Source organism: Dactylosporangium sp. NPDC005555 (assembly GCF_040605635.1).
Lineage (GTDB): Bacteria > Actinomycetota > Actinomycetes > Mycobacteriales > Micromonosporaceae > Dactylosporangium.
Map to the genome: position 1 here is coordinate 87,043 of NZ_JBEXDG010000025.1, position 21,642 is coordinate 108,684.

Genomic DNA, 21,642 nt, shown 5'->3' on the forward strand with positions numbered 1-21,642 from the left:
GCCACGAAGTTCCCGGCGACTTCTCCGGATCCCCCGGGCCGATGTCAGCCGGGCCGGGCGCACAGGCGGAAGGACCAGCGCCAGGGCCGCCGCCTCGGCCGCGACCAGGACGTCCAGGTGGATCGGCGGGAACGCCACCGTCGGAAGGACCAGCGCCAGGGCCGCCGCCTCGGCCGCGACCAGGACGTCCAGGTGGATCGGCGGGAACGCCACCGTCCAGCGGTCGTGGATCTGCTCCCACCCGGCCGGCCCCCGATACTCACCGGCGTCCCCGATCACGCGTCGAGGACGCCGGGGGTGCCTACGCGGCGCGGTGGAGACGGCCGAAGGCGCTGCGGTGGAAGACGAGCGGCTCGGCGCCGAGGTCGGCGTGCAGGTCGTGGATGCGCAGCAGGACGATGTCGTGGTCGCCGGCGGGAAGTTCGCGCTCGATGCTGCAGTCCAGCCACGCGCACGCGCCGTCGAGCAGGATCTCGCCGCAGTTGCTGGCCCGCCAGGTCGCGCCGGTGAAGCGGTCGCCGGTGCGGGAGCTGAGCTGCCGGCCGAGGTGCTCCTGACCAGCGCTGAGGACGCTGACGCCGAGACGCTCCGCGCGGCGCAGGACGGGCCACGTCGTCGACGTCTTCGCGATGCACACCGAGGCGAGCGGCGGGTCCAGGGACACCGACGTGAACGAGCTGGCGGCGAGCCCGACGGGCACCCCGTCGACGAACGCGGCGACAGCGGTGACGCCCGTCGGGAACGCGCCGAAGACCCGGCGCAGGTCGGTGGGGTGCAGCACCGTGTGCGAGCTCATCGATGGCCTGCCTTTCGTCGCCGCGGCTCAGATCAGTCTATCAAAAACCCTACTATTTCAATAGGATTAGTTTCCAGGCCACGGGCCGATGGAAGATCGTCGCGCCGATCCGGGACGGGTCCGTAACTGGCGACGCGGTCCGGTCGTTGAGGGCGGTGAGGTCCATCAGGACCGTTCCAGCGTCGCGTGAGGGGTCGGGGCGGATGGCACGAGCAGGCAGCGAGGACCGTCGATGCTGACGCAACTGGCGCAGCCCGCGGGCGCGGCGGCGCCGCCGAAGGTCAGGCCAGGCCTGACCCTCACGGTCGCCGTCGCCGGATACGTGCTGCATTACTGGACCTGGGTGCTGATCGGTCCGATAGGTCCGCCGCTCGGAGAGCGGTTCGGGATGGCCGCCGGCACCTGGGCCCTGCTCGGCAGCGTCCCGCTCGTCGTCGGCGTGGCCCTGCGGATCCCGATCGGCGTGCTGACCGACCGCCTCGGCGCCCGGGTGGTGCTGCCGGCCGTCAGCGTCGCCGCGGCGTTCGCGGTGCTCGCGCTGGCCGCCGCCGGTGAGAGCGGGCTGCCTGCGCTGATCGTCGTGGCGTGCGCCATCGGTGTCGCCGGTGCGGCGCTCCCACCGGCTGCGGCGAGCGTCGTGCGGGCGGTCCCGGCCGGGCGCCGCGGGCTCGCGCTCAGCGTCTTCGCGGCCGGCATGTGCCTGGGCGCGGCCGCCGGGATCGTCGCCCAGGCGACGATGCGTGTCGACCGCGGACACGGGCTGCTGATCCTCGCCGGCTCGCTGCTCGTCTACGCCGCACTGGCCGCCGTCGTCCTGCGTGACCGGCCCGCCCCGAAGGGCGCACCGGCCGGCGGGTGGCCGGCGGTCACCGCGCTGGTGCGGCTGCCCGTCACGCGCTATCTGGCCGTCTGGTACGGCGTCTCGTGCGGCGGGATCGTCGCGCTCGACCTGTACCTGCCGGCGCACCTGCACCGCGTGTACGGCATCGGCTGGACCCAGGCACTGCTCGGGGCGGCCGCCGTGGCCTGCGTCGGCGCGGCCGCCGGGCCGTTCGGCGGCTGGCTGTGCCGGCGGCACGCCCCCACCGCCGTGATCGGCACCTGCTTCACCGCGCTCGCCGTGCTGCTGCTGATCCTGGCGTTCGACCCGCCGCTGGCCTGGGTCGCGGCCCCGACGCTGGCGGGCGTCGCGGTCGCGCTGGGCGCCGCATTCGGCAGCGTGCTCGCGCTCATCGGCCGCACCGCGCCGCCCGCGCAGGCCGGCACCATCACCGGCGTGATCAGCGCGCTCGGCAGCGGCGTCGGGCTCTTCCCGGGACTGGTGCTCAACGCCGTCCACGGCATCGAAGGCTCGTACAGCATCGGGCTGGTCCTCCTCGCCGGCGCGGCCGTCAGCGGCGCCGTCAGCCTCCGCGCCCGCCGCGCCTGGATCGGCGCCGCCGTCGCCTTCCCCGCCCCGGCCGACGAGACGTCGCAGGCCGCCACCACGATCGTGTCGCTGTCGGGACCGCGGATCCGCGCGTACCTCGGCGACGTCACCGCCGCCCTCGCCGCCCTCGCGACCCGCCACGAGGTCGCCGTCGTCTGCGCCGACCCCAACCCGACGGGCGGCGCGGGCCTCGGCTTCCAGCTCGTCGCCGGGCTGCGCCGGCACCTGCCGGCGCACACCGTGCTGTCCATCACCGCCGAGACCCCGCCGCACCCGCACGAGACGACCGCGATCGCCGACATGATCAACGCGGGCACGATCCCGGTCGTCCTGGTCGCCGGCACCGACCCCACCGCGATCGCGATGCTGCTCGCGACCGCGGTCGACGCCGACCAGGTGCTCCAGCTCAGCCCCGACCGGGTCGAGGGCATCATCCCGTTCCAGCGGCACCCACCGTCCCACCAGCCGCTGTCGCTCTAGGGATCGACTCCGGCGAATCTGGTGTTAGTGCAGTAAGGGGCTCGTCGATCTCTGGTTCGGACGTGCAGGCCGCCCCGGTGGAACGGGTCACGGCTCCGGAAGCGGCCGGGCCGCCCCGCGGGATGTCCCACCGCGGCGGGTGACCCGGCGGTACACGAGGAACGCCACGGCGACCAGGAGCACGCCGCCGCCGGCGACGGTCACGACGAACCACCCCGGCCACGGCCCGCGGTCGGGGTCGGCGCGCCGCACCACCAGCGACGGCAGCAGCCCGGTCGCCATTCGGATCTCGAACGCCTGGCACGTCCGGGTCCCGTACTCGCAGCTGCTGCCGTCGTCGAACCGGCTCAGCAGCGTGCCCGGCAGGCCGCCGTCGAGCGGCACGTCCCGGATCTCGCCGGGGCCGTTGCCGGCGGCGACCTGCGCGATCACCCGGCGGGCGGACCGCCAGCCGAGCATCTCCTCCGCCGCGATCGGCGCCGCGACGGTCCCCTCGCCGGTCGCGTCGACGAACACGATCCGCCGGTTGTAGGAGGTGACGCCGTCCTCGCCGGTGGAGGTCGTGGCGCCGGTGACGGCGAGCAGCCGCCCGTCCGGCGACCACGCGGCGTTGCCCGTGAGGATGTGCTCGCTCGGCAGGTCGACGCTGCGCACGACCCGGCCGTCGAGGTCGACGATCTCGACCCGCGGGCCGGTCTGCACCGCGATCCGCTGCCCGTCGGGCGCGAACGACGCGGCGAAGACCGGGGTCACGCCGCTGAGCGTGCGGTGCCGGCCGGTGGCGAGGTCGACCAGGACGAGCACCCCGGTGCGCCGCGATTCGGCCGGCATGGCGTTGTACTGGTCGCTCAACGGCGTCGGCACCGCCGAATACGCCAGCGTCCGCCCGTCGGGGGAGAACGCGAGGGGCACCGCACCCGTCGGTGCCGGCAGCATCACCTGCCGCCGGCGCCCGGTGCGCAGGTCGATCAGCGTCAGCGCGTCGACGGCGACGAGATCGTCGGTGACGACGGCGGTCGTCCCGTCCGGCGACAGCTGCCACGACCGGACGCCGCGCCGCCCCTCGGCCGCGTCGAGCCGCCGGTACGTGTCCCGGTCGGCGCCGAGCGCGAGCGGCTGGAACTGGTTGAACAGCTCGCCGCTGCCGAACTGGTACAGCATGACGGCCCGCCCACCGGGGGAGTCGCTGACCGTGCCCGTCAGCGACGAGAACGGCGCGATGCGGTCGGGCAGGCTCGGGGTCGCGTCCGGCGCGGCGGGCACCGCGGGCGGCGCCACCAGCTGGACCAGCCCGCCCGCGCCGACCAGCAGCACGAGGACCACGGCCAGGGCCGCAGCCAGGGTCGCAGCCACCCGTCGCCGCCGCACGGACCGGCGTCCCGCGGTGACGAGACCTTCGACGTACTGGACGGGCAGCGGCGGCTCGTCGAGCGGCACCGACCGGAACAGCTTCTCGCTCACCGCGCCTCCCAGGCGTAGTCGGGCATCAACCGGCGCAGCGCCGCGAGGGCGTGGGACGTCTGGCTCTTCACCGTGCCCGTCGAGCACCCGAGGACCCGGGCGGTCTCGGCGACGTCGAGCCCTTCCCAGTACCGCAGCACGAGCACCGCCCGCTGCCCCGGCGCGAGCCTGCCCAGCGCCGCCCGCAGATCGATCCGCTGCTCGGTCGACGGCTCCGGAGTCCGCTGCTCGGCCAGCTCACCGAACGGCCGGACGTTGCGCGCCCACCACGTACCGCGATGCTGGAGGAACACGTTGACGAGGACCTGCCGCACGTACGCGTCGGGGGAGTCCGCGGCGCTGACCCGGCCCCAGTGCCGGTACAGCTTGATGAACGTCGCCTGCACCAGATCGTGCGCCTCGTGCCAGTCACCGCACAGGTGATAGGCGGTCCGCCGCAACGCGAGCACCCGGCTGCTCACGTACTGCGCGTAGGCGTGCTCCTCGTCGGCCCGCATGCGGCTCCTCCCTGCTCACCTCCTGGATCGCAGCACCCGTCCGTTCGGTTGTGCCGCTGCTCGGGATTTCTCAGCCGGGGACCGGCCGAGTTCGCGGCCGCCGCAGTGCGGGGTGCGGTCGGCGAGGAAGGCGTCGAGCGCCACATCGATCGATGCGGGCGACATCGACGCCATCCTCGCACAGGCGCGACCGGCGATCAGCCCCAGTCGCTCGCGGACCAGGCCTGACCCGACCACGTGCGGCCGGACCAGGTGCGGCCCGACCATGTGCGGCCCGACCACGTGCGGCCCGACCAGGTGCGACCGTCCCACACGGCACCGGACCAGGTGCGGCCGGACCAGGTGCGACCGGCCCAGTTGCTGCCCGACCAGGTGCGACCGGACCAGGTGCGGCCGTTCCACGTGTCGCCGGACCAGGCCGCGCCGGTCGTGCAGACCTGCGCCCAGCCGGCCGGGGTCCACGCCTGGCCCATGATGTCGAACTCGCCGGTGAGCTCGGTGCCGGTGTCCGGGTCGGCGACGTGCGAGGTGCCGCGGGACGCCTCCAGCGAGCCGAGACCCGTCGCCGGCAGGTACGTCTGCGTCGACGCGACCGGGGTCGGCGCCTGCACCGCGGCGGCGATGTCGAGCTGGCCCGCGCCCTGGGCGAGCTGGTCGCCGGCGGGCATGGCGTCGGCGGTGCCCGTCAGCAGCTTCTTCACCTGGTCGGGGGTGAGGTCCGGGCGCTGCTGGAGCAGCAGGGCGGCGGCGCCGGACACGACGGCGGCGGCCTGCGAGGTGCCGCTGCCGCGGAAGTACCGCTGAGCGGGGTCGTCGGCGATGCGGGCCTCCGGGTAGGCGGCGTCGATGAACCCGTTGGGCACGCGCAGCGACACGACCGACTTGCCGGGGGCCACGAGGTCGGCGTGGCGGGTCTGGCTGCCGCCGGTGCTGAAGTCGGCGACGACGTCGTCGGAGCGGTCGGCGGTGCTCAGCGGGTCGGCCGCGCCGACGGCGAGGACGTTCGGGTTCGCGGCAGGCATGCCGACCCGGCTCTCGGCCAGGCCGTCGTTGCCGACGGAGACCACGACCACGATGCCCTTCTTCCAGGCCGCTTCAACCGCGAACGACAGCGGGTCCAGCCGCGGGTCCTGGGTGGAGTCGGTGCCGAAGGACAGGTTGAGGACGCGGATGTTGAGGCCCGGGTCGTCGCGGTGCGTCACGACCCAGTCGATCGCGGCGATCACCTGCGACACGTCGACGGCCCCGTCGGCCGCGGCGACCTTCATGTTGAGCAGGTGCGCGTCGGGCGCGACCCCGGTGAACTGCTTCTTGCCGGCCTGCACCCGGCTGTCGTGCCCGGCGATGATGCCGGCCATGTGCGTGCCGTGACCGAACGTGTCGAGATTGCGCAGCGCGGGCGTCTGCGACTCGAACGACAGGTCCGGCCCGTTGATGACCTTCCCCGGCGCGTCGAGGCCCTCGACCGGCGCGATGCCGGAGTCGATGACGGCCACGCCGACACCCTGCCCGGTGAGCTCGGCACCGGACGCGTCCGTGGTCGCCCACACCTGCTGCGCCCCGATCGACTGGGTCAGGCTGGACATCGAGTGCTGGTCCTCGTCGGCGTTCCACTCCTCGCCCCGCATCCGCACCTGCCCGTCGGGCGTGACGGCCCGGACACCCGGGGCGCGGCTCACGGCGGCGAGCGCACCCGCGGGCAGCTGCGCGGTGAACGCCCCGACGAGATCCAGATGCTGCCCGATCGTGCCGCCGGCGCGGGTCACGGCCGCCTCCGCGGCGCCGCTGCCGTCGTGCCTGACGATCACCGCTACCGTCGGTGCGGTGGTCTGCCCGGCGGGTGCGGCGGCGGCCGCCGGCCCGGTGAGCGGCCCGGCCAGCAGACCCGTCGCCGCGGTCGCGGCAACAGCTGCCTTGAGCAGGGAACCTGAACGCATCAAACCTCCATCGCGTGCTGCGGTCATTTCGATCGTGCGGCGGTTGCCGGACGGCCGTTGTCCTCTCATCGGCCGGTCCGCCGCCCGACCCGCGTAACCCGTGCCACATCGACCGGGACCGCACCCGTCCCGCAACCGGACCGCACCCGGACCCGATGTCTGGAATGCTTGCGGGATGGGCGGGACGATCTGGGACCGGCACGCGGCGACGTTCGACGACGAGGCCGACCACGGGCTGAAGGACCCCGCCGTGCGCGGGGCGTGGGCCGGTCTGCTGGCGCCGGTGCTGCCCGACGCGCCCGCGTCGATCGTCGACATCGGATGCGGGACCGGGAGCCTTTCGGTCCTGCTCGCCGCGGCCGGGCACCGCCTCACCGGCCTCGACGCGTCGGCCGGGATGCTCGGCGTCGCCCGGCGCAAGGCCGCCGAGCACGGCGTCGGGGTGACCCTGGTGCGAGGGGACGCGAGCCTGCCGCCGTTCGCCCCCGGGACGTTCGACGTCGTGCTGGTCCGGCACGTCCTGTGGGCGGTGCCCGACCCGCACGCGACCGTCGGCCGATGGATCCGGCTGCTGCGCCGGTGCGGCAGGCTCGTCCTCATCGAAGGACGATGGGACACGGGTGCCGGACTGTCCGCGGCGCAGTGCGAGGCGCTGGTGCGCCGTCACGGCCGGGGCGCCGAGGTGCGGCCGCTGCGCGACGCCGTCCTGTGGGGCAAGGCCGTCACCGACGAGCGATACCTGCTGGTCAGCGTGGATTGATCGCCCGGGGGGCTTCTGGCACGATGGCGCGACGCCTTCGATGGGGAGAATACTGTGGCGGACAGCCAGTTCGTGCTCGTGCGGTCTCGGTGGCGGGCGGCAGGCCCGCTCGCGATGACGCTGGCATTGCGCGTGTTGATCGTGGTGTACGCGCTGGCGCTGGGCGTCAAGGGCGCTTACCTGATGCTCGTCCTCGTCGTGTTCGGGGTCGCTGGGGTGGCGGGCCTTGTCGCCCTGCTGCTGACGGTCAACGGGCCGGTCGGGGTGGTGACCGCCGAAGGTTTCAAGATCCGGGCCACGGCGTTCTCGACCGGGCTGACCACGGTGCCGTGGGAGGACGTGCACGCGGCGTGGTTCGCGTACTTCGGCAGCCAGCGCAGCCTGCACGTCCTGGTCCAGGGGCGGGACCGGGCCTACCTGGTGCCGGTCGCAGAGGACACCGCCCCGGTCGCCGCGGCCGTCCACGAGCTCAGCGGCGGGCAGGTGGCCGTCGCCGAGACACCGCCGCCCCGCCCGAAGAAGGGCGCCGGATACGGTCGCGGACGCCGCACGCCACTGATCGTCGGGGTCATGCCGTGGGTCGCGCTGCTGGTGCTGCTGCCGTGGCTGACCGGCACGCCGCAGCTGTGGGACCAGCCGTGGTGGCCCGGCAACTGATCCTTCCCCGCAGGGGCGGCGACCTGCCGTCGGCGGGAGTTCGACGCAGGTCGGTCCATGCGAAATACTGGACGGAGAGCTGGCAGGGGCGTCACGGGGACGCGGGTCCGGAGGGAGTGGCTCGTTGGCCGACGACGCCGTCGCGCTTCCGGACGGGTGGCTGCTGGCGATGCTCGACGACGACCGGCAGGGCTGGGTCCTCGCGACCGCGGTGCGTGAGGACGGCCTGATCGTCGACTTCGACCTGGCGTATGTCAACGACGCCGGCTGCCGGTTCGTCGGGCGCCCCCGCGAGGAGCTGCTCGGTGGGCGGTATCGGCAGCTGTGGCCGGAGACCGTCCACGACGGGACGATCCCGCTGTATCGCCGCGTCGTGGAGACCCGCGAGCCGGTCACCCGCACGGTGTATTACGACCGGCCGAACCTGACCGGGCACTTCGAGGTGCGGGTCAGCCCGTGGGGCGACGGTTTCGGGGCGCGGTTCGTCGACCTGCGGCAGCTGACCGTCGCGCCGCAGTCGGCCGGCGGGACCCGGCTGTATGACGCGCTCGACGCCGCCTTCGACGGCTTCACCCTGCTGCGCGCGGTGACCGGCGGCGACGGCGTGATCGTCGACTTCGTCTGCGACTACGTCAACCAGCTCGGCGCGAAGCTCACCGGGCGCACCCCCGAGGACCTCATCGGCCACCGCCTGAGCGACGTGCTGCCCGGCAGCTGGGACGACGGCCTGTTCGACCGGTATCGCCAGGTCGCCACGACCGGCGAGCCGTGGCTGGAGCAGCGCGCGTATCCCGACATCGGCCAGGTGTGGGAGCTGAAGATCGCCCGGGCCCGCGCCGACGCCGGCGCCCCGGCGGTCGCCGTGTCGTTCCGCGAGGTCACCGACCAGGTCCAGCAGCAGCGGCACCTCGCCGCCATCGCCGCGGAGGCGGAGCAGGCCGCCGCCCGCGCCACCGATGCGGCGGCGCGCGCCACGGCGCTGCAGACGGCGACGACGGCGCTCGTCGCGGCGAGCACGACCGCCGAGGTGTATGCGGCGATCGGCTCGGTGCTGCGCCCGTCGGCCGGTGGGCAGGGCCTCGCGCTGCTGCTGCTCGAGGACCGTCAGCTGCAGCTGCGCTTCCACGACGGCTACGAGCCCGACGTCGTCGCCCGGCTGCGGGAGCTGCCACTGGACCACCCGTATCCGGCGACGGCCGTCGCGCGCACCGGGCAGCCGCTGTACCTGACGTCGCTCGCCCAGTTCCAGGCCACGCAGCCGGACCCCGGGACCGCGGTGCCGGCCGGCGAACGGCAGGCGTGGGCGTTCCTGCCGCTGACCGTCGCCGGCGAGGTCCTCGGCACCCTCGTCGTCGGCTACCGCAAACCCCGCGACTTCGACTACGACGAGCAGGCCACGCTCATGGCCCTGGCCGGCCTCGGCGCGCAGGCGCTGCAACGGGCGCTGCTCTTCGAGGCGAGCACCACCCTCGCGTCGGCGCTGCAACGCGCGCTGCTGCCCGCGACGCTGCCGCACGTGCCGGGGCTGCGGCACGCGGCCAGGTATCTGCCCTGGACCCAGGGCGCGGACGTCGGCGGCGACTGGTACGACATCATCGACCTCGGCGAAGGGGTCGTCGGCGTCGTCATCGGCGACGTCGCCGGTCACAGCGCGTCGGCCGCGGCGACGATGGGCCAGGTCCGCAACGCCCTGCGCGCCTACGCGAGCGAGCGGCACAACCCGGCCAGCATCGTGCACCACGTCAACCGGCTGCTGCTGGACATGCACCCGGACACCATCGCCACCTGCTGCTACCTGCAGGTGCACCTCAAGGAGGGCACCGCCACCGCGGTCTCCGCCGGGCACCCGCCGCCCATGCTGCGCACCGCCGAAGGCGTCCACCGGCTGCGGCTGCGCCCCGGCCCGCCGCTCGGCGTCACCCCGGACGCCGTCTACCTCGACACGACGCTGCTGCTCCCGGCCGCGGCGACGCTGCTGCTCTACACCGACGGCCTCGTCGAGGACCGCCGGCACCCGATCGACCAGGGCCTGCGGGAGCTGCTCGCCGCGCTGCACAGCGCGCCGACCCGCGACCCCGGCGAGACCCTGGACCACATCCTCACCAGCGACGTCGGCCCGCGGCCGCGCAGCGACGACGTCGCCGTGCTGTGCCTCACCAGCGACGCCGTGCCCACCGGCCCGCCGACCGCCCGGCGGCGCTTCCGCGGCGAGGCGATCAGCGCGTCCGCGGCCCGCCGCTTCGCCGCCGACGTGCTCACCGCCTGGCAGCAGCCGCAGGTCGTCGACGACGCGCTGCTGCTCCTCGACGAGGTCATCACCAACGCCATCCAGCACACCGTCGGCGACGTCACGGTCGAGCTGCGCCTCGGTGACCTGCTGCGGGTCACCGTCCACGACACCAGCATCCGCCCTCCGGAGCGCCGCACGTCACCGACCGACGCCGACAGCGACAACGGCCGCGGCCTGCACATCATCGAGCACCTCGCCACCGCCTGGGGCTCCGAGCTCGTCCCCACCGGCGGCAAGCGCGTCTGGTTCGACCTGCCGCGTGCCTGATGCGTGTCGGGTAGCCGACCACGAGCGGCAGGTCGCCCGGGGCGCTGCTACCACGGCAGGATGATGCAGCGGCTGAGCGCGCTCACGGTGGCGGCGATGGTGGGCACCGTGCTGGTCACGGCGGAGCCCGCGGCGGCGGGCGGGCTCGCCGGCGGCACGGTGGGCACCGACATCTCCCACAACATGACGTTCAGCGGCGCGGCCGGCTTCGCCAACGACATCGTGGTGACCAAGGTGGGCACGACCGTGACGGTCGACGACGTGCACCCGGTCGCGGTCTCCGGCGACTGTACCCATCCCGTGGCGGCCGACGACACGCTCGCGCAGTGCACCGTGTCCATGTCGCCGGACGTCCACGTCGAGCCGGGCGACCGCGGCGACCGGGTCAGGATCGTCGGCGGTGGCTCGGTGCACTGGCTGATCGGCACGGGCGACGGCGACGACACCATCGACCTCACCGGGGTGACCGTCGCCGGGTCCAACGTGGCCGCCGGCAACGGCGACGACATCATCACGTCGAGCACGCACGGCGAGCAGATCGACGGCGGCGCCGGCGCCGACACGGTCAGCTACGCGGGTCACCCCGGTCCGGTGACCGTCGACCTGTCCACAGGCGACGGCGGCCCCGAGCACGACGGGCTCGACGCCGTCGAGTCGGTGATCGGCTCGCCAGGCGACGACACGCTGATCGGCGACGCCGGGGCGAACACGCTGACCGGCGGCGCGGGCGACGACCTGCTCAGCGCGGGCGGCGGCAACGACACCCTCATCGGCGGCGACGGCGCGGACACGATGTACGGCGGCACCGGCGTCGACACGGTCAGCTACGCCGACCACGCGGTGCCGGTCACGGCCAGCCTCGACGGCGTCGGCAACGACGGTGCCGCGGGCGAGGGCGACACCATCGGCGCCGCCGTCGAGAACCTCACCGGCGGCACCGGCAGCGACGTCCTGTACGGCAACGACGCCGCGAACGTCCTACGCGGCGACCCGACCGGCAACTGGCTCCCGGTCACCGGCGGCAACGACACCATCTACCCGATGGGCGGCAACGACACCACGTACGGCCTCGGCGGCAACGACACCGTCACCGACACCGGCGGCGCGGACACCATCTACGGCGGCTTCGGCAACGACAGCCTGTCCGGCGGCGCCGACGCCGACACCATCCACGGCGACCAGGGCGCCGACACCCTGTCCGGCGGCGCCGCCTACGACACCCTCGACGGCGGCGCCGACATCGACTGGTGCCACGCCGACACCGGCGGCGCCGCCAAGACCGCCTGCGAGCTCCCCGGCCTCCTCCCCTGACCGGCACGAGCGCGGGCGTCAGCCCGGCGGCACCCCATCGAGCGCTGTTCGCGGAGTCGGCGGTAGGCGGCGGCGCGGGTCATCGGTGGCGGGGCTGGAGGCGGAAGACGAGCGGGGGTGCGACGTCGTCGGGCGGGCCGCCCGGGACGGGGACCGCGACGACGACGTACTCGGAGTCGTAACTGTGTTTGTCTACTGTGGACGGATGCTTGCGGGCACGCGGAGCTGACATCACTGTTCCTCAAGGGTGGGAGGTCGCCGAAGGAAGCGGGTGCGTGTCAGGCGGGACAGGAGGCGGACCACACTCGACCGAAGTCGATGTGGTCGCGGGTCCACAGTGGCGTGCGTGCCATGTCCACAGTGCAGCAGCGTCGGTACGGCACTGTCAACGCCGGGTCGGCATCGTCACGGGTCGTGGACCAATTACTATCTAGACGGTAGGATTGATGGGGAGTATGCGACCCCGGTAATGGAAGGCGTCGACGACATCCGCGACGTCACCACCGGGCGGTACCTCGACCGGCGCCGGCTGCACCACGTCGGCTTCACCGGCGCGCCACGTAAACGGTGAAGGGCCCTGCGATCGTCCCGCGGCCGCCGCAGGGACAGCTGGTCGTGTTCGCGGACGGCAGGGACGCCGCCGCCGACGTGACGCTGGTCGGCGGTGACAGCATCGACGAGGTCCGGCGAGCGGCGGGCAGGACGCCGCGGACGTTCGCCGAGATCGAGGCCGCCCTCGACACGTCCACAGTGGACGGCGCCGAACGGGTCGACGAGCTGGACCGCTACGCGCCATGGCGGAGCGCCGGGCGGCTGCGGTACACCGGCGGCCCGAGCGGACTCGTCGCACTGCTGCGCGACCTGAACGCGCACGGCGGCGTCGACGGTGTCCGGCTGCACCCGCTCGTGCTCGACGAGGACCTCGCCGTGCTGTCGACCTCGGGCAGCGCGCCTGCGGCCACGTCGGCACCCCGCAGGCGCTCGCCGACAAGTTCGCCCACTTCGTGCGGCACGGCGCCGTCGACGGGTTCAACGTCTCGCCGTACCTCGTCCCGCACGGCCTCGACGACATCGTCGAGCTGCTCGTCCCGGCCCTGCAGGAGCGCGGCGTCTACCGTACGGCGTACACCGGCAGCACCCTGCGCGAGCACCTGGGACTGCGGCCGGTCCGCTGATCCTCAACCGGCGGCCGCCGCGGCCGATCTGGTGGGGGTGCTGAGACTCCTGGCGGTCGCCGCCGTCGCCGTACTGGCCATGTCCGGTTGCGCGGGCGGTGATGGCGGCGCCCCCGAGGCGGTCGGATACGCGAAGGACCGGCCGCCGGTCACGATCGACTTCTGGTACATGCCGTCGGGCGGGCCACTGCAGGAGAAGGCGGTCGCCGAGGAGGCCAAGGAGTTCCACGCCGCGCACCCGAACATCACCGTCAACCCGGTGCGGGTGGTGTGGGAGGACGCGCTGACCAGGCTGAGCACCGCGTCGGCCAGCGGTGAGGGGCCCGACGTCACGCAGCTCGGCACGACCTGGGTCGGTGGGTTCAGCGAGCTGGGGGCGCTGCGGCCCTACACGGCGGCGGAGGTCGACGCGGTCGGCGGGCAGGACGCCTTCACCGCCGCGAGCTGGAGCTCCAGCCACCTGATCGGCTCCCCGGCCACGACCGCGATGCCCTGGCTGGTCGACGTGCGGGCGCTGTTCTACCGCACCGACGTGCTCGCCACCGCCGGCGTGGACCCGGCCACGGCGTTCCGGACGTGGGAGTCCCTCGAGGCGACGCTGCAGCGGATCCAGGTCGCCGGCGGCGGGGTCGCGCCGCTCGCGATCGGCAACGAGAACACGTTCGGGATCATCCACAACGTCGCGCCGTTCGTCTGGAGCGCGGGCGGCGACCTGCTGGACCCGGCGGGCATGACGTCGCGGCTGGCCGAGCCCGCCGCGGTCGACGCCGTGCACTACTACCAGCGGCTGGTCGCGAAGTACAACGACCCGCAGGTGGCGCAGCTGGTGTCCAACGACGTGCCGGCCGCGTTCGCGGCGGGGCGGGGTGCGGTCACCATCGACAACTCGCAGTCCGTCGGCGACTTCCTCGCCGACCCGGGGCGCCCGGGGCTGAGGGCCGGCTGGGCGACCGCGCCGCTGCCGGCGGGCAGGGCCGGCCGGTACGGCTTCCTCGGCGGGTCCAACCTGGCGATCCTCAAGGAAGCGAAGCACCCCGGTGCCGCGTTCGAATGGGTCCGGTTCCTCACCGGGAAGCAGAGCCAGCAGCGCTACGCGGTGAGCACCGGGCTGTGGCCCGCCCGGTCCGAGGCGGTGGCCGGCACGAAGCTGGAGACGGAGCCCGCGTATGCCGCGTTCCGGGAGATGATCGGGCACGGCCGCATGTACCCGTCGGTCGCCGCCTGGATCGTCGTCGAGAGCGTGATCGCCAAGGACTTCGCCGAGCTGTGGCACGCGCCGGGGGAACTGTCCCGCGACCAGGTGCGGGCGATCCTGGACCGGACCAGCGCCGACATCGACGAGACCCTGGCCGACCCGGGCAACACCGGCATCGGAGGGTGACCGGCGTTGGCGGCGCGTGACCCGACCCATTAGGTTCGATCACGACGGAAAAGCCGCCTGGAAAGGATGCCGGTGGACAGCAGCGAGCAGAGCCGGATCGACACCTCCGTGCCGCACCCGGCGCGGCGGTACAGCTACTGGCTCGGCGGCAAGGACCACTTCGCCGCCGACCGGGAGTCCGGTGACGCGATCGCCGCCGCGTTCCCCGCGGTCGTCGCCCTGGCCAGGGCCAACCGGGCGTTCCTGCGCCGCGGCGTGCACTTCCTCGCCGAGGCCGGCGTCCGGCAGTTCCTCGACCTCGGCACCGGCCTGCCCGCGCCGGACAACACCCACGAGGTCGCACAGCGGGTCGCGCCCGACTCCCGGGTCGTCTACGTCGACAACGACCCGATCGTGATGGTGCACGCCCGCGCGCTGCTGCAGGGCGACGAGCGGGGCGCGACCGCCTACCTCGAGGCCGACGTCCGCGACCCCGGGGCGATCCTGGAGCACGCGAGCCTCCGCGAGGTCCTCGACCTGAGCAAGCCGGTCGGGATCCTGCTGATCACCACGCTGCACTTCGTGCACGACGACGAGCAGGTCGCGGCCGTGGTCCGGCACCTGCTCGACGCGGTGCCGTCCGGCAGCTACCTGGTGATCACCCACGGCACGATGGACTTCAGCGGTGAGCAGGGCATCGCCGCCTACGAGCAGATGTTCGCCGCGGGCCGCACCGACGTGCGGGCCAGGCCGAAGCGCGTGATCGAGCAGTATTTCGCCGGGCTGGAGATCGTCGAGCCCGGCATCGTGCCGGTCGGCGACTGGCGCCCCGACGACGCCTCCGGCGAGCGTCCCGTCAGCGAGGACCTGCAGATCTACGGCGTGGTGGGCCGCAAACCGTAAACCGCCGGCGTTGCCCTCAGCTCCGCCGCCGGGTTGCCGATGGGTTGTCGGTCCTGTCGCGCCGAACCTGAGGGGAAACGTTGGGCCTGTTGCGCGCACGCAGCCGATCCGAGGAACGGCACGTGGAGATCCCCAGGGATGTCGAGTCGCTGGAGCAGCTGATCGTCGCCCTCGAACGGGCCACGGACGAGGCCTCCACCTGGAGGATCACGGCCGAGTCCCTCGTCGCGTCCTACGGTTTCGTGTACGGCGCGGTCTGGCTGCCCGGCCCACCCGGTGAGCTGCGGCTCGCCTTCGAGACCGGCCGGCTCGCCGGTGACCTGCGCGCGGTCATGGGCGGGCGGAACCTGCCGGTGTCCGTGGGCCTGGTCGGCCGCACCCACCAGTCGCGGCGGCCGACGTACATCGAGCACACCCCGGACGTGCACGACTGCCTGCGCTGCGAGACGGCGACCCGGGCCGGCGCGGTGTCGGCGGTGGCGATCCCGGTGGTGAAGGCCGGCGAGGTCGTCGCGGTGTTCGAGTACTACTCGCCGCACGAGCTGCGCGTCGACGGACCGCGGACCGAGAAGTGGAACGCGATCGCCCGCATCGCCGAGCAGGCCCGCACCCAGGCGCTCGCCGCGGTGCAGCTGCAGCAGCTCGCCGACGACCGGCTCGCGGTGACCACGGTCGTCGCGGCGCTCGGCGCGGCGCACGACACGCCGAGCACGATCCGCGCCGGGCTCGACACCGTCCGCAGCGCGTTCGGCTGGGCCTACGGCTCGTACTGGGAGATCGAACCCGGTGGGAACGAACTGCGCTTCCAGTTCGAGTCGGGCTCGGCCGGCGACGAGTTCCGCCAGGTCACCTTGGCGGCGACGTTCGCCGAGGGCGTCGGGCTCTCCGGCCGCGCGTGGCGGGCCCGCGACCTGGTGTTCATCCGCGATCTTGCCGAACTGACGGATTGTGTACGCGCACCGGCGGCCCAACGGGCAGGCGTCCGCTCCGGCATCTGCTTCCCGATCATGAGCGGCGACCGGGTCGTGGGCACGATGGACTTCTTCACGACGGAGTACATCGACCTCAGCGAGTCACGCGCGTCGGCGCTGCGCAACGTGCAGCAGCTGGTCTCGCAGCGCCTGGACATCTGCCGCGCGCAGGAGACCGCCGCCGGCAACGCCCGGCAGCTGCTCGAGTCGATCTCGCGGCTGCGCTCGGCGAGCCAGGACGCGACCAGGGTCGCCCGGGAGGCGGTGTCCCGCGCCTCGGAGATGACGGCGAACGTCACCGCGCTGAGCGAGTCGTCGACCGCGATCGGCGACGTCATCAAAATCATCTCGTCGATCGCGGACCAGACGAACCTGCTCGCCCTCAACGCCACCATCGAGGCCGCCCGCGCCGGCGACGTCGGCAAGGGCTTCGCGGTCGTGGCGGGCGAGGTCAAGGACCTGGCCCGGGAGACCGTCACGGCGACGCAGAAGGTCGCCGACCAGATCGCCGGCATCCAGACCAACGCCCAGTCCGTCACCGACGGCATCCACGTCACCAGCGAGACCATCGGTCAGATGGACGCCGTCCAGGCGCGCATCAACGAGGTCCTGGAGGACCAGGCCCGCATGGCGCAGCTGCTCGAACGCACCTGAACACGACGAAGGCCCGGCCGGTCGGCCGGGCCCCTCGCCGGTGGATCACTTCCCGGAGTCGTCCTTCGGCGCCTTCTGCGACAACGCGCTGCCCGCGGCCTGCTTCTCCTCGGTTGACGCGTCCGGGTCCCGCAGCACGTCGCTGGCCGCCGTGGCCGCCTGCTCGCTGGTCTGCCTGGTGTTCTCAGCCATTCGGTCCGCTCCTCACAGTCATCGATCAGCGGCGACCCGTGAAGGTCGCCGCAACGTTCGTGAAAGGGTTGCCCGCTTCGATCCTGTTTCAACCGGCACCCGGCGGCCAGTCTTGATGTGGCCGGCATCGTGCTGCCATACACACGCGGCGCAGTTCGTGGTGCCGGTCATGCTGAGCCCGCCGGGTCCGGAGAAGGCCGGCCGGGCAGCGGGCACGGGCGGTCAGAATCGGATGATCGGATCGGTCCGCAGCTGTCGGGCGGGACCGGGGTGCTCTGGATCAGGCTGGACGTCGAAGGGAGGCCACGTGATCGCAACACTCAACCGGCTCGTCGACCATGTCGAGCGCCATCTCACCGACGAGCTCGACATCGGGGGGCTGGCGGCGGCGGCCGGCACGACCGAATACCACCTGCGCAGGATGTTCTCGTCGCTGGCGGGGATGCCGTTGTCGGAGTACGTGCGGCGCCGGCGGATGACGGTCGCGGCCGCGGATGTCGTGCGGGGCACGGAGGACCTGCTGAGCATCGCGGTCCGGCACGGGTACACGTCGACCGAGGCGTTCGGCCGGGCGTTCCGGGCGGTGCACGGCGCCGGGCCCGGTGAGGTCCGGCGGGACGGTGGCCCCCTTCGCACACAACCACAGGTCAGGTTCCGCCTGACCGTCGAAGGGAGCAGCCCCATGGACACCCGGATCGTCGAACGGCCCGCGTTCCGGCTCATCGGTCACGCGGCCCGCGTGCCGCTGATCCACCACGGCGTCAATCCGCACATCCAGCGGCACATCGCCGCCCTGCCACCGCAGGAGCACGCGCGGCTGAAGTCGCTCAGCAACGCCGACCCGGGCGGCCTGCTGCAGGTCAGCGACGACGTCGATCCCGACGCCGCCGAGGGCAGCGAACTGACCTACCTGCACGGGGTCGCCGTCACCCAGGACACCCCGGCCCCCGAGGACCTGGACACCGTCGAGGTACCGGCGGGCAGATGGGCCGTGTTCCACACCGCCGGGCCGTTTCCGCAGGAGTTGCAGTCGACGTGGGCGGCCACCGCCACGGAATGGTTCCCGTCCAACCCGTGGCGGCTGCGACCCGGTCCGTCGATCGTCGCGATGCTCGACCGTGCCGCCGACCTCAGCACCGCGACCTGTGAGCTCTGGCTCCCCGTCGAGCCGGCCTGACGGCACCGCAGCACCGCCGCCCCCGGGTTCAGCCGGGGGCGGCGGGTGCCGGGGCTACCGGATCTCGGTGACGGCCCACCGGTCGACGGCGGTCCGCAGCGGCTCGAGCAGCGCGGTCGCCACCTGCCCCTCGTTGAGGTAGGCGAGCTTCAGCTCGTCGGCGGCCACCGCACGTTTGCCGAGCGGCAGTTCGAGCATGGCGGTGTATGCGACCGCGAAGTCCTCGGGCAGCAGCAGGCTGCTGTACAGGGCCTTGCAGTTGCGCAATGCGCCGGACAGCAGCTCGTGGTGGGCGCCGGCCGCCATCTTCACCAGGTCGGCCTGCAGCACGACGTCCTTCAGGACGCGCTCGTCGAGGCTCATGAGGTCCGGGTTGGTGTCCAGCCCTTTGAGCTTCGGTGCGAGCGCCGCCTTCGACGGCGGCGTCCGCTTCAGCCGCTCCTTCGTGGCGAGGTCCGCGGCCCGCATCTCCCGCGCCCACTCGTCGACCTTCTCGAGCTTCTCGCCCTCCAGGACGTTGCCCCGCTCGACCATCTTGACGACGTCGCGCAGCCGCTTGCCCGCGTCGTCCGTGTCGTCCCAGTGCTTGAGGATCTCCCTGATCTCAGAGAGCGTGATGACCTCGCCGAACGCCTGGAATTTCAGCGGTTCGGCCATCCGCTTGTTGATCTTCTTCGTCTTGTAGGCCTTGTAGTCGATCGCGTCGCGTTCGTTGAGGCCGTCGAGGACGTAGTACACCGGCTCGCCCTTCGACGCGGCCCACCACAGGCCGGCCTTGCAGCCGAGCGCGCCCATCCACTTGTCGGGGCGCTTGCCGCTGAGGTCCGCGACCGCGAGCTTCGCGGTGGGCGTCTGCTTCGCCAGGAACCGCAGATATGACTCCGCCTGCTCCCGGAACCGCTGCTCGAACTCGGGGGAGTCCCGCTTGTAGTACTCCCGCGGCTTCTCGGCGATGCCGGTCTTCAGCTTCGCCAGGCCGATGTCGATGCACTTGGCGATGACGGTGTCCGGGTCGGCCAGCAGCGCGGGGTAGCCCGTGGCGTCGAGGGCCTTCTCGACGGCGTCCCAGATCTCCATCATCCGCACCGGCTGTGCGCCCTTCTCGGTCTCGTGCGCCGCCTGGACGTACGGGAGGCGGACGTCCTCGAAGCCCCAGATCGTGCCGGGGTGGTCGGCGAACCCGATGATGGCCTGGCAGGACTTCACCTCCTTCCACGTCGTGACGATCGTGGTGTCGCCGCGTCCGGCCAGGGTCTTGAGCAGCGCCGCCGCGCCGAGCACCTTCCGCCGCTCCTCGGGGTTGGTGACCTCCCGGTCCATGACCTCGGGGTCGGCGAGCCTGACGTAGTTGCCGAGCAGGTGCTCCAGCGGCTGGATGTACCCGCTCCAGACGCCTTCGCGGTTGCGGCCGTTGTCCGACCCGGTGGTGGCGGGCAGCCGCGGGCTCACGCCCCGGTCGATGAGGGCGATCATGTCGCCGAACCGGCCGGCGTGCCACAGCATGTTGTAGGCGCGCGCGGCGAGGCCCTGCTTGGGCTTGTTCCACGCCTCGAGGTCGATGTTTTTGAGGACCCAGGTCATGGTGTTCTCGTCGAAGGCCTTCCCGCCTTGCCAGTTGTGCACCAGCAGGTGCGTCGCCACGGCCCGTGCCGCGTCCGGTCCGAGCGCGCCGCGCAGCTGCGCCACGTCGGCCTCGGTGACCTTGACGGTCTTCCTGCCCTCCGAGACCCTGGACAGCTTGATCGCGCCGAGGATCAGGTCGGCGAAGACGTCCGGCGCTTCGGCCGCCCGGGTCGCCACCGCGGGGCTGCCGAAGACGCGGTCGATGAGGTCCTTGAGCTTCGGGTGCCCCTCCGCGGCGGTCAGCAGCGTGTCGTCCTTCAGCCCCTTCACGGCCGTGCGGACGCTGTCGAACTGGCCGTTGCTCAGGTCGGCCACGGCGGCGCCGACCATGCCGGGCTTGCGCAGGTCCTCCCGGCGTTGCTTGTTGTCCCGCTCGGCGTCCTTGGCCGCGGCGGCCATGCGGCTGCCCACCAGGTACACGTGCTCGATCACGTACGACGCGGTGAAGTACTTCTGCTCGGCGATCAGCCGTCTGGCCCAATCGACGCTGGCGCTCAACTGCGGCGCGTTGGGCACGTGGACCAGCATCGACTCGACCTGCTGCTTGAACGACGGCGGGTCTTCGGCGTCCTCGTCGTCCTGCGGCAGGGGCTCGCCCCGCGCCTCCGCCGCGCGCCGCTCGGCCTCGGCCGCTGCCTCTGCCGCGCGCCGTTGCGCGTTCCGCTGCCCGGCGACCTCGATGTCGAAGTCGTCCGTCTCCGGCAGCGGACGCATCCCGATCATCTTCATGCTCGCGGTCGCGTCCGTGACGGTCTGGATCAGGTACTCGTCGGGCTCGTCCTTCGACGCGTCCAGAGCCGCCAGCGCCTCCCCGGCCAGCCTCCTGATCCTCGCGATCTCATCGCCGCTCGCGACCTTCAGCAGCAGCGCGTCGTGCCACTTCAGGAGCCGGTCGACCTCGCCCAGTCGCTGCCGCATGACCTTGCGGGGGTTGACGACCGCCGGCTGGCTCTGCTTCGTCTTGAGCTCATCCACGTATGTCACCTCCTCGCCGGGGGCGGGTTTGCCGCCCCACCGGGGCTTGGGCTTGGCGTCCGCGGCCGGCGCCGCGTCGGCCTGGCCACTGGCCGGTGGCGGCGGGCCCGCCTTGCCACTGGGCGGCGGCGGTGGCCCGGCCTTGCCGCTGGGCGGCGGCGGGGGACCGGGCCGCTCGCCCGGCGGAGGCGGTGGCGGCGACGTGACGGGCCGGTCCGCGGTGCGGGTGGTGATGCTGACGGGCCGGTCCGCGGTGCGGGTGGTGATGCTGACGGGCCGGTCCGCGGTGCGGGTGGTGATGCTGACCGGCCGCACCCGCGGCGCGGTGGACGTCCTGGTCGCCGCCGACCGTGCCTGGACCTCCCGGATCGTCGGATACGTCGAGGGCAGCCGGGCGGAACGGACCGGCGTGTACACCGACGTCCGCAGTGGCGTCGAACCGGCAGCCGTGGACCGGACCGGCGTCGAGCGGATCGATGAGGACCGGACGGGGGCGGACCGGATCGACGTCGAACGGTCAGGGGTGGACCGGACCGGCGTGGACCGGACCGGTGTCGAGCGGGTCACCGGCGTCGCGGTCCGCGGCCGGTACCCGTACCCGCCGCCCGACGAGGAGGACGCGGACGGACTGTACCACCCGCTGTAGCCGTAACCGGTTCCCGTGTGGGCGGTCGTGCTGATGCTGGCGGTCGTGCGCGACGGGTACCTCGGCACCGGCAGCCGCCGG

Annotated in this window: 16 protein-coding genes; 10 read left to right on the forward strand and 6 right to left on the reverse strand. The window is 73.0% G+C overall.

From position 1 onward, the window contains the following. Positions 1–301: 301 nt before the first annotated feature. On the reverse strand, positions 302–796 hold the full coding sequence (locus ABZS58_RS26985; RefSeq protein WP_354785989.1) for a flavin reductase family protein: 495 nt from the start codon (positions 794–796) through the stop codon (positions 302–304). Between the two features lie 232 nt (positions 797–1,028). Between ABZS58_RS26985 and ABZS58_RS26990 the strand changes: the two genes are divergently transcribed. Further along, positions 1,029–2,705, forward strand: a complete 1,677-nt coding sequence (locus ABZS58_RS26990; RefSeq protein ID WP_354785990.1) for an MFS transporter — start codon at positions 1,029–1,031, stop codon at positions 2,703–2,705. A gap of 87 nt (positions 2,706–2,792) precedes the next feature. Here the strand turns inward: ABZS58_RS26990 and ABZS58_RS26995 are convergent, their stop codons facing one another. The 3 genes from ABZS58_RS26995 to ABZS58_RS27005 form a co-directional block, all read right to left on the reverse strand. Next, complete coding sequence (locus tag ABZS58_RS26995; RefSeq protein WP_354785991.1) at positions 2,793–4,166, reverse strand: hypothetical protein; 1,374 nt, start codon at positions 4,164–4,166, stop codon at positions 2,793–2,795. Continuing rightward, entirely contained in the window at positions 4,163–4,663 is a 501-nt protein-coding gene (locus ABZS58_RS27000) for a SigE family RNA polymerase sigma factor (protein WP_354785992.1), read from the reverse strand. Before ABZS58_RS27000 ends, ABZS58_RS26995 begins: the two co-directional genes overlap by 4 nt. A gap of 197 nt (positions 4,664–4,860) precedes the next feature. Continuing rightward, entirely contained in the window at positions 4,861–6,600 is a 1,740-nt protein-coding gene (locus ABZS58_RS27005; protein WP_354785993.1) for a S8 family serine peptidase, read from the reverse strand. Positions 6,601–6,775: 175 nt separating this feature from the next. Here ABZS58_RS27005 and ABZS58_RS27010 point away from each other — a divergent pair, with 175 nt between their 5' ends. The 7 genes from ABZS58_RS27010 to ABZS58_RS27040 all read left to right on the forward strand — a co-directional run bounded on the left by ABZS58_RS27010 (position 6,776) and on the right by ABZS58_RS27040 (position 16,948). Further along, positions 6,776–7,360, forward strand: a complete 585-nt coding sequence (locus ABZS58_RS27010; RefSeq protein WP_354785994.1) for a class I SAM-dependent methyltransferase — start codon at positions 6,776–6,778, stop codon at positions 7,358–7,360. A gap of 132 nt (positions 7,361–7,492) precedes the next feature. Continuing rightward, positions 7,493–8,017 (forward strand): hypothetical protein, encoded by a 525-nt coding sequence (locus tag ABZS58_RS27015; protein WP_354785995.1) that lies wholly within the window; start codon positions 7,493–7,495, stop codon positions 8,015–8,017. Positions 8,018–8,141: 124 nt separating this feature from the next. After that, complete coding sequence (locus ABZS58_RS27020) at positions 8,142–10,574, forward strand: SpoIIE family protein phosphatase (protein WP_354785996.1); 2,433 nt, start codon at positions 8,142–8,144, stop codon at positions 10,572–10,574. A 60-nt stretch (positions 10,575–10,634) separates the two neighbouring features. Beyond that, positions 10,635–11,885 (forward strand): calcium-binding protein, encoded by a 1,251-nt coding sequence (locus ABZS58_RS27025; RefSeq protein ID WP_354785997.1) that lies wholly within the window; start codon positions 10,635–10,637, stop codon positions 11,883–11,885. Positions 11,886–12,452: 567 nt separating this feature from the next. Further along, the gene (locus tag ABZS58_RS27030; RefSeq protein WP_354785998.1) at positions 12,453–14,441 is read left to right on the forward strand and encodes an extracellular solute-binding protein; all 1,989 of its coding nucleotides are present in this window, start codon (positions 12,453–12,455) and stop codon (positions 14,439–14,441) included. A 72-nt stretch (positions 14,442–14,513) separates the two neighbouring features. Next, positions 14,514–15,323, forward strand: a complete 810-nt coding sequence (locus ABZS58_RS27035) for an SAM-dependent methyltransferase (RefSeq protein ID WP_354785999.1) — start codon at positions 14,514–14,516, stop codon at positions 15,321–15,323. A 122-nt stretch (positions 15,324–15,445) separates the two neighbouring features. Continuing rightward, positions 15,446–16,948 carry a methyl-accepting chemotaxis protein gene (locus tag ABZS58_RS27040; protein ID WP_354786000.1) on the forward strand — a complete coding sequence of 501 codons (1,503 nt, stop codon included), beginning with the start codon at positions 15,446–15,448 and terminating at the stop codon, positions 16,946–16,948. 45 nt (positions 16,949–16,993) lie between these two features. Here ABZS58_RS27040 and ABZS58_RS27045 read toward each other — a convergent pair whose 3' ends face one another. Next, the gene (locus ABZS58_RS27045) at positions 16,994–17,140 is read right to left on the reverse strand and encodes a hypothetical protein (RefSeq protein WP_354786001.1); all 147 of its coding nucleotides are present in this window, start codon (positions 17,138–17,140) and stop codon (positions 16,994–16,996) included. A 307-nt stretch (positions 17,141–17,447) separates the two neighbouring features. Here ABZS58_RS27045 and ABZS58_RS27050 point away from each other — a divergent pair, with 307 nt between their 5' ends. Further along, entirely contained in the window at positions 17,448–18,317 is an 870-nt protein-coding gene (locus ABZS58_RS27050) for an AraC family transcriptional regulator (protein ID WP_354786002.1), read from the forward strand. 54 nt (positions 18,318–18,371) lie between these two features. Here ABZS58_RS27050 and ABZS58_RS27055 read toward each other — a convergent pair whose 3' ends face one another. Then, positions 18,372–21,230, reverse strand: a complete 2,859-nt coding sequence (locus ABZS58_RS27055) for a hypothetical protein (protein WP_354786003.1) — start codon at positions 21,228–21,230, stop codon at positions 18,372–18,374. On the opposite strand from ABZS58_RS27055, the gene ABZS58_RS27060 reads away from it, so the two are divergent. Beyond that, positions 21,211–21,561, forward strand: coding sequence for a hypothetical protein (locus ABZS58_RS27060; protein ID WP_354786004.1), 351 nt, complete (start codon positions 21,211–21,213; stop codon positions 21,559–21,561). The two genes, ABZS58_RS27055 and ABZS58_RS27060, sit on opposite strands and share 20 nt — an antisense overlap. Positions 21,562–21,642 lie beyond the last annotated feature (81 nt).

Coding starts and splice junctions, on each gene's coding strand:
- ABZS58_RS26985 (WP_354785989.1), bottom strand. CDS start 796: ATGAGCTCGCACACGGTGCTGCACCCCACCGACCTGCGCCGGGTCTTC.
- ABZS58_RS27005 (WP_354785993.1), bottom strand. CDS start 6,600: ATGCGTTCAGGTTCCCTGCTCAAGGCAGCTGTTGCCGCGACCGCGGCG.
- ABZS58_RS27000 (WP_354785992.1), bottom strand. CDS start 4,663: ATGCGGGCCGACGAGGAGCACGCCTACGCGCAGTACGTGAGCAGCCGG.
- ABZS58_RS27010 (WP_354785994.1), top strand. CDS start 6,776: ATGGGCGGGACGATCTGGGACCGGCACGCGGCGACGTTCGACGACGAG.
- ABZS58_RS27025 (WP_354785997.1), top strand. CDS start 10,635: ATGATGCAGCGGCTGAGCGCGCTCACGGTGGCGGCGATGGTGGGCACC.
- ABZS58_RS27045 (WP_354786001.1), bottom strand. CDS start 17,140: ATGGCTGAGAACACCAGGCAGACCAGCGAGCAGGCGGCCACGGCGGCC.
- ABZS58_RS26990 (WP_354785990.1), top strand. CDS start 1,029: ATGCTGACGCAACTGGCGCAGCCCGCGGGCGCGGCGGCGCCGCCGAAG.